This window comes from Sphingorhabdus sp., assembly GCF_044357595.1.
GTDB lineage: Bacteria > Pseudomonadota > Alphaproteobacteria > Sphingomonadales > Sphingomonadaceae > Sphingorhabdus_B.
On record NZ_JBIKPH010000127.1, the window covers coordinates 1 to 6982 of the forward strand.

Below are 6982 nucleotides of genomic sequence, written 5' to 3' on the forward strand. Positions count from 1 at the left end.
CATTTTCCACCACAAATTCGACAGTCGCGCGGTTGTTAAGCCCAGCCCCTGCAACCATCGTGTCTTCGATATGGTTGGCAAAATTGTCGCCGGGTTCAAGCACAGCGGCAATCCCGCCCTGCGCCCAGGCCGTCGCACCGTCAGAAATTGATCCCTTCGCCAACACCACAACTTTGCGCGAAGTTGCCAATTGCAACGCAGCCGTCAAACCCGCCGCACCGGATCCAATGATCAGAACATCAGCTTCCATTTACACCGCACTCGTCAAACGAAGGAAGACGTCTTCCAAATCCGCTTCTTTGGTGGTGACATCGATAATGCCAAGTCCGAGGCCTTGGATCACAGACAGGACTTCGCCAGCATTCATGCGGTCTTTGTTATATGTGATTGCAATGGTCCGGTCGCCGACCAGCTCCACCTTTTCAAAGGCTTCATGCGTTGGCGCGCTGGTCACATCGCGATCTAGCGTCAACACTACTGCCTTTTCGCGGGCCATACCGACCAATTCGCGAGTGGGCTTATTGGCGATCAGCTGCCCATGGTTGATGATCGCAATACGGTCACATAATTGCTCGGCCTCTTCGAGATAGTGCGTGGTCAAGACAACGGTAACACCCTGGCGGTTCAGTTCCTGAACATAGTCCCACAATTGCTGGCGCAGTTCGATGTCGACGCCGGCGGTCGGTTCGTCGAGCACGATCACTGGCGGCGCATGCACCATGGCCTTTGCCACCAACAAGCGACGTTTCATGCCGCCCGATAATGTCCGGGCATATGCATCAGCCTTGTCCTCAAGCCGTACGGCCTTCAACAACTCCATCGTCCGCCGCTTCGACTTGGGCACGCCATATAAGCCAGCTTGCAGCTCCAACGCTTCCTTGGGCGTGAAGAAGGGGTCGAACATTATTTCCTGTGGCACAATACCGATAGACGCCTTGGCATTGCGCGGATGGGCGTCAATGTCGAAACCCCAAATGGATGCGCTGCCGGATGTTTTCATGACCAACCCAGCCAAGATATTAATCAGTGTGGATTTGCCCGCACCATTAGGCCCCAGCAAACCGAAGATTGAGCCTTGCGCGACGTCAAAACTGACATCGTTGAGCGCCTGTTTTCCACCTGCATATTTTTTGGAGAGGTTCTTTATGGAGATAGCTTGTTCGGACATGCATCTGCGATAGCGGACGGGTGGTAGCAGTGCAATCACACTCAACGCTTTCTGACCCGTTGCAGGGTAGCGACTGCTTTGCTAAGTGACGCTCATGAACAAATATGATCCTGAAACCATCCGAGTACGTGAACCGCGTGTAGCCTGTGATGGCAGCGGAGATATCCCAGCCGCGTTGGGTCATCCCCGCGTCTGGCTCCAGATTGATGAAAAAGGCTATGTCGACTGCGGCTACTGCGACCGGCATTTTATTCTGGTGGGCGGCCCCGCCGATACCGGTAAAGCTTAGGCGCCTGCGGACACCAATGAAATGGTAGCGAAGGAGGGACTTGAACCCCCGACCTATGGATTATGATTCCACCGCTCTAACCAGCTGAGCTACTTCGCCATCCTAGCGTGAATCCCAGCTTTTGCGGGGAAGCACGCGGCGCTATAAGCGCGGGGTTTGAACGGGTCAAGCATTGTCAGCCGCGAAATGCCCATCTGTCAATTTGCTCCCATGGCCCACCGCGATAATAATGCGCGGACAGACCGGAAATGACCAAAGGTCGGGGACGAAATGTTGACGACAGATGGGTATGAAGCGCTTTGGCGACCGGAGGCTCAACCTTGTTCTGGACGGTGATATGCAATTTGGGCGACGCCTCATCCTGCGGGATTAAAAGTCCGCGAAATGCATCTGCAAGCTCCTCACGTAAGCTCAGCAATTCGCGGCTATCAATACGAAAGGCCACCGCGCTTCCCATCAGCATGACATCTGTGAGATGCGCAACAGGCGCAGGATAATCTGCAACAAGGGCCGCCAGGCGGGATTTTATTTCAGGCAAGTGGCTTGGCGGCAGATGATGAAACAGCGTGATATGCGCATCGACAAAATTGCGCGCCACGGGAAAATGCGCGCGCCGCAATCCATTGGCCCATGCTTGGTCGGTCTTACCCAGTTCGGCAGTGATGATGATGGGTGCGGTCACTGTTGTGCCATAAACCAAACGGCCTGATGCTGCCACTGCCCACTTTGCATTGCGCTCAACTATCGCACGACCCGTCACCTTGCGGCGGTGTCAAACCCCAGATCAACGGCATTTCGGTTATCGCTCAAGCCAACAAAAAAGCCGCCCTGTCTTGCAACAAGGCGGCTTTTTGTATTGGGCAGTCGAGAGCTTTATGCGTCGTCGCTTGCCTCAGCCGAAAGGCCCGCAGCTTCAGCAGCAGCCTTGGCGGCAGCTTGCTCTTCGCGGCGCTTTGCATTGGCAGCGGCTTCCGCAGCATCAGCTGCGTCAGATGCGACTTCGGCTTCAACCTGAGCTTCAATTGCTTCAGCCGCAATCTCGGCCTGTTCGGCTTCGAACATCTGGTCGAGAACGTTAACGCCGTCCTTCTGCAATTCAGCTTCGTCATCTGAACGGGCCACATTGACCTGAACATTAACGCTAACTTCGGGGTGCAGAACAACTTTGACACCGAAAATGCCAAGCGTTTTGATTGGGCGTTCAAGCACGATCATGCCTTTGGTAACCTTAGCGTCCTGGGCGACCAGACCGTCAACGATATCCTTGACTGAGACCGAACCGTAAAGCTGGCCAGTTTGCGAAGCCGCACGGATCAGAATGATCTGTTTGCCTTCGACACTGCCCGAAGCTTTTTGCGCTTCATCACGGCGGCTTGCGTTATCGCTTTCAATTTTCGCGCGGTTCGCTTCGAAAACCTTGCGGTTTGCTGCGTTCGCACGGAGCGCTTTTTTGTTTGGTAACAGGAAGTTACGGGCATAACCGTCCTTCACGGTGACAACGTCACCAATTGCACCAAGCTTTTCAACGCGCTCGAGAAGTATGATATCCATGTTTTCGGCTCCTACTTCACGATGTACGGCAGAAGGCCGATGTGACGGGCGCGCTTGATAGCTTGGCCCAGTTCACGTTGCTTCTTTGCCGATACGGCGGTGATGCGCGACGGGACAATCTTGCCACGCTCTGAAATGTAACCCTGAAGCAGGCGTACATCTTTATAATCGATCTTCGGCGCATCTTTACCCTGGAATGGGCAGGACTTGCGGCGACGGAAAAACGGACGTGCCATAATTTAAGCCTCCTGCTCTGCACGGGGTGCGCGATCGGGGCGGTCGCCACGATCTGGACGAGGGGCGCCGCGATCACGGTCGCCGCCACCAAATCCACCACGTTCGCCGCGTTCGCTGCGCTCTGGACGGTCGCTCTTGCGCATCATGACCGATGGGCCCTTTTCATGCTCGTCAACGCGGACGGTCATGTAACGGATGATGTCTTCGTTCATGCGTGTCTGACGCTCGAGTTCGGCGATGGTGTCGCCAGAAGCATCGATGTCGAGCATTACAAAATGCGCTTTGCGGTTTTTCTGAATTTTGTAGGTCAATGTGCGAAGACCCCAGGTTTCGGTCTTTACGACCTTGCCCTTATTGTCTTCCACAATCTTCGTGGCAGCTTCTGCCAGCGCGTCTACTTGGGCCTGTGAAAGGTCCTGACGCGCCAAAAATACATGCTCGTACAGAGACATGGGCGTTTCCTTGTTCCTACCGATCGCTGACGCAGCACCATGCATACGCCCCTCCGGCCTTCTTCGTTTTCACAAGGGATACCCCGAGCGAAGTGCGCCGCTTAGGTGTAATTTACAGGAAAAGCAAGCGATTCGCCGGATTGCGAATAGGGTTAGACGCCCGAGCGCCCCAACTGATGCAATATATCCGCCGCAAACCCGCTCAACGTATCATCCCGCGCACCCATGATGACGATGCGGTCACAGGGCCTCGCCAGTTCGACGATTCGGTTGCCGCAATCTTCGCGCGCCGATATATATTCGGCGTTTCTGCCTGCTGCGACCACTGCATCGGTAATACTTTGGCTACCCGTGCTTTTGTCCACCGTGCCGCCGAAATAGACGGGGTCGCAAAGGATGAGGTGGTCGTTCTCGCCAAGCAGGTTAGCAAATACGCCAGCGAGTTCCGCGCCCATGACGCGGATGGGGCCGTAACCATGTGGTTGGAAAAAGGCGGTGATGCGCCCAGGAAAGGTCTTCAGCGTCGCGAGGGTTGCGGCAATCTTGTCGGGGTTATGGCCAAAATCATCGATGACCGTGATGTCATTGGCAGTCCCTACAATATCAAAGCGGCGGGCAAGACCGCTGAAGCGTTCCACGCCGCGGACAGCTTGCTCTAGCGAGACACCAAGCGCAACGCTAGCGGCGATAGCGGCAAGCGCGTTGGCGATATTGTGCCTGCCGGGGACGATTAACGTCACGGCGCGGGTTTCGCTTAGCGCGCGGAGCGTGAAGCGGCTTCCAAGTGGGAGGTCAATGATGTCAGTTGCGCAAAACGCTGAGCCGGCTCCAAATCCGAAACTTACCGCACCAGGCAGGTTCATCGGCGCAATGAGCGTGGCCGTTTCCGCGTCGTCGGCGTTCCAGACACAGACTTTTGCCTTTTTGGCAAAGTCGCCAAACAACTGACGCAATTCTTCAAGGCTTTTATGGTCGAGGCTGACATTGTTGAGCACCGCGACTTCGGGGGTGAACAAGGCAATCGATCCATCGCTTTCATCGACTTCGCTGACGAAGACATTGCCCTGCCCTACCCGCGCACTGGCAAAGGGGGTATCATCAGCAACGAAATTTTTCATCACTGCGCCGTTCATGATGGTGGGATCACGGCCGGCGTCCGTCAATATCCAACCGATCATGCCGGTTACCGTCGATTTTCCGCTCGTTCCGCCCACAGCAACGCTTCGCGGTGCGGCGTTGAACAAGTCTGCGAGCAATTCGGCGCGGGTCATTCGCGTACAGCCAAGCGCATTAGCCTTGGCGATATCAGGAACGCTGTCCTCAATAGCCGCAGAGGCAATGAGTATCTGGTCACCACTAACGATGCCGCTGCCATCTTGCGCAAACAGGTCAATGCCTAAGCTTTGGAGCCATTCAAATTTCGGTCCCAGACGGCCTTGATCCAACGCGCGGTCAGATCCGGAAACAGCCGCGCCTGCATCGCGAACGATGTTCGCCAAAGGCAACATGCCCGATCCACCAACGCCACAGAAGAAATAGGATTTGTTTTTGTACATCAGTGGCGGTTATGGCCGGAAGATAATTTTGGCAATGGTTCTGTATAGCAATAACATCGTCACCCCCGCGCCTGCGCGAAAATGACGAAGTTTGAGGAAACGGGTAACTTATGAGAATAGGTATTTGCGCGCCGTCTACGCCGTTTACGCGAGAGGATGCGGCGCGTGTTACTGCGCTCGCAGCGCACACCTATCCGACGGCCAATCTCATCTTCCATGACCAATGCTTTGCCGAGGATGGGCATTTCGCCGGGCCGGACAATGCGCGTATTGCGGCATTTGTGGACCTTGCCAATGACCCCGAGCTTGATGCTGTCTGGTTCGTGCGCGGCGGCTATGGCGCGTGTCGGATTGCTCAGGACGCTGTGGCTGCGCTTAAATCGGCGGCAGGGGATAAAATCTATATGGGGTATAGCGATGCGGGCAATTTGCTTGGCGCGTTGTACGGCGCGAAGATAGGTCGCGTCTGTCATGGCCCGATGCCAGCCGACGTGCGGCGGAATGGCGGCGAGGCAGCTTTGCTGCGCGCGCTTGACTGGATGCTGCACGCATCGCCGCAGGCGCTTGAGCCGCATGTGCAGGCCGGCGCAAAACATGCGGCGTTTAACCTTATGACGCTGGCCATGATGGTCGGGACGCCATTGATGCCAGACCTAAGCGACCATGTCCTAATGGTCGAAGAGGTAAGCGAATATCTTTACGGCTATGACCGGGCGTTTTTTCACGTCACCAGCCATCTGCGGTCCGTGGGACTAACCGGATTGCGGCTTGGCCGGGTAAGCGATGTGCCCGAAAATGACCGCCCCTTTGGCGAAGGCGCAGAGGAAATAGCCCAGCGTTGGTGCGCAAAAACGGGTATAAACTATCTTGGCCGCGCCGACATTGGGCATGATGCCGACAATCGCATCGTGCCGTTCGGGCTTGCAACATCAAGCGCTGCGCCATAGGCGGTTTGGCAATAACACAGACCGATAGGACTAGACATGCGCGCATTCATTTTCCCCGGACAAGGCAGCCAAGCCGTTGGCATGGGCAAGGCGCTTGCAGAAGCAAGCCCAACCGCCCGCGCGGTGTTTGAGGAAATCGACGAAGCGCTGGGGCAACATCTGTTCCGATTGATGTGTGAAGGCCCGGAGAGCGAATTGACGCTCACCGAGAATGCGCAACCCGCGATCATGGCAAACGCAATTGCAACCTTGCGCGTGCTAGAAACCGAAGGCGGCGTGCGGTTGGTCGAAAAATGCAATTTCGTCGCTGGCCACTCCTTGGGCGAATATACCGCTTTATGCGCCGTTGGCGCGTTGCCGTTGTCCGTAACGGCGGCGCTGCTTAAGCTGCGCGGTCGCGCAATGCAGGCGGCTGTGCCTGTCGGCATTGGCGCCATGGCCGCTTTGCTTGGCGCGGACATAGAAAAGGCAGAAAGCTTAGCTGCAGCTGCCGCGGAAGGCGAAACCTGTACCGTCGCCAATGACAATGACCCATCGCAAGTCGTTATCTCCGGACATAAGGGTGCGATTGACCGCGCGATTGCGCTGGCGAAGGACCATGGCATCAAGCGGGGCATATTACTGCCCGTATCCGCCCCCTTCCACTGCCCGTTGATGCAGCCTGCCGCAGATGACATGGCAAGCGCGCTTGCGACCACAACAATCCACGCGCCTTTGGTACCGCTATTTGCCAATGTAACCGCTGCGCCTGTTTCCGACCCCGACACCATTTCTGCGCAGTT

General features: G+C 56.1%; 10 protein-coding genes and 1 tRNA gene. 3 read left to right on the top strand and 8 right to left on the bottom strand.

Annotated features, from left to right (window positions below; genetic code table 11):
- Together ACIQ2T_RS10985 and ACIQ2T_RS10990 are read right to left on the bottom strand one after the other, a co-directional pair.
- The coding region (locus tag ACIQ2T_RS10985; RefSeq protein WP_397590845.1) for an FAD-dependent oxidoreductase at positions 1 to 250 on the bottom strand (250 nt) is incomplete at its 3' end.
- Positions 251 to 1168, bottom strand: a complete 918-nt coding sequence (locus ACIQ2T_RS10990) for an ABC transporter ATP-binding protein (protein ID WP_397590846.1) — start codon at positions 1166 to 1168, stop codon at positions 251 to 253.
- Positions 1169 to 1262: 94 nt separating this feature from the next.
- Between ACIQ2T_RS10990 and ACIQ2T_RS10995 the strand changes: the two genes are divergently transcribed.
- Positions 1263 to 1457 (top strand): zinc-finger domain-containing protein, encoded by a 195-nt coding sequence (locus ACIQ2T_RS10995; RefSeq protein ID WP_300033668.1) that lies wholly within the window; start codon positions 1263 to 1265, stop codon positions 1455 to 1457.
- Between the two features lie 22 nt (positions 1458 to 1479).
- Here ACIQ2T_RS10995 and ACIQ2T_RS11000 read toward each other — a convergent pair.
- From ACIQ2T_RS11000 to ACIQ2T_RS11025, 6 genes are all read right to left on the bottom strand, one after another.
- Positions 1480 to 1556, bottom strand: a tRNA-Met gene (locus ACIQ2T_RS11000).
- A gap of 76 nt (positions 1557 to 1632) precedes the next feature.
- Positions 1633 to 2139 carry a 2'-5' RNA ligase family protein gene (locus ACIQ2T_RS11005; RefSeq protein WP_397590850.1) on the bottom strand — a complete coding sequence of 169 codons (507 nt, stop codon included), beginning with the start codon at positions 2137 to 2139 and terminating at the stop codon, positions 1633 to 1635.
- Between the two features lie 191 nt (positions 2140 to 2330).
- A complete protein-coding gene (gene rplI / locus ACIQ2T_RS11010; protein ID WP_306063370.1) occupies positions 2331 to 3008 on the bottom strand; it encodes a 50S ribosomal protein L9 in 678 nt (225 codons plus the stop codon).
- An 11-nt stretch (positions 3009 to 3019) separates the two neighbouring features.
- A complete protein-coding gene (gene rpsR, locus ACIQ2T_RS11015) occupies positions 3020 to 3244 on the bottom strand; it encodes a 30S ribosomal protein S18 (protein WP_143774744.1) in 225 nt (74 codons plus the stop codon).
- 3 nt (positions 3245 to 3247) lie between these two features.
- Positions 3248 to 3697: a 30S ribosomal protein S6 gene (gene rpsF / locus ACIQ2T_RS11020; RefSeq protein WP_306063369.1), complete on the bottom strand. Its 450-nt coding sequence runs from the start codon at positions 3695 to 3697 to the stop codon at positions 3248 to 3250.
- Positions 3698 to 3849: 152 nt separating this feature from the next.
- Positions 3850 to 5253 (bottom strand): glutamate ligase domain-containing protein, encoded by a 1404-nt coding sequence (locus ACIQ2T_RS11025; protein WP_397590847.1) that lies wholly within the window; start codon positions 5251 to 5253, stop codon positions 3850 to 3852.
- 110 nt (positions 5254 to 5363) lie between these two features.
- Between ACIQ2T_RS11025 and ACIQ2T_RS11030 the strand changes: the two genes are divergently transcribed.
- The gene (locus tag ACIQ2T_RS11030) at positions 5364 to 6200 is read left to right on the top strand and encodes an LD-carboxypeptidase (RefSeq protein WP_397590848.1); all 837 of its coding nucleotides are present in this window, start codon (positions 5364 to 5366) and stop codon (positions 6198 to 6200) included.
- Between the two features lie 36 nt (positions 6201 to 6236).
- The coding region (locus ACIQ2T_RS11035) for an ACP S-malonyltransferase (protein ID WP_397590849.1) at positions 6237 to 6982 on the top strand (746 nt) is incomplete at its 3' end.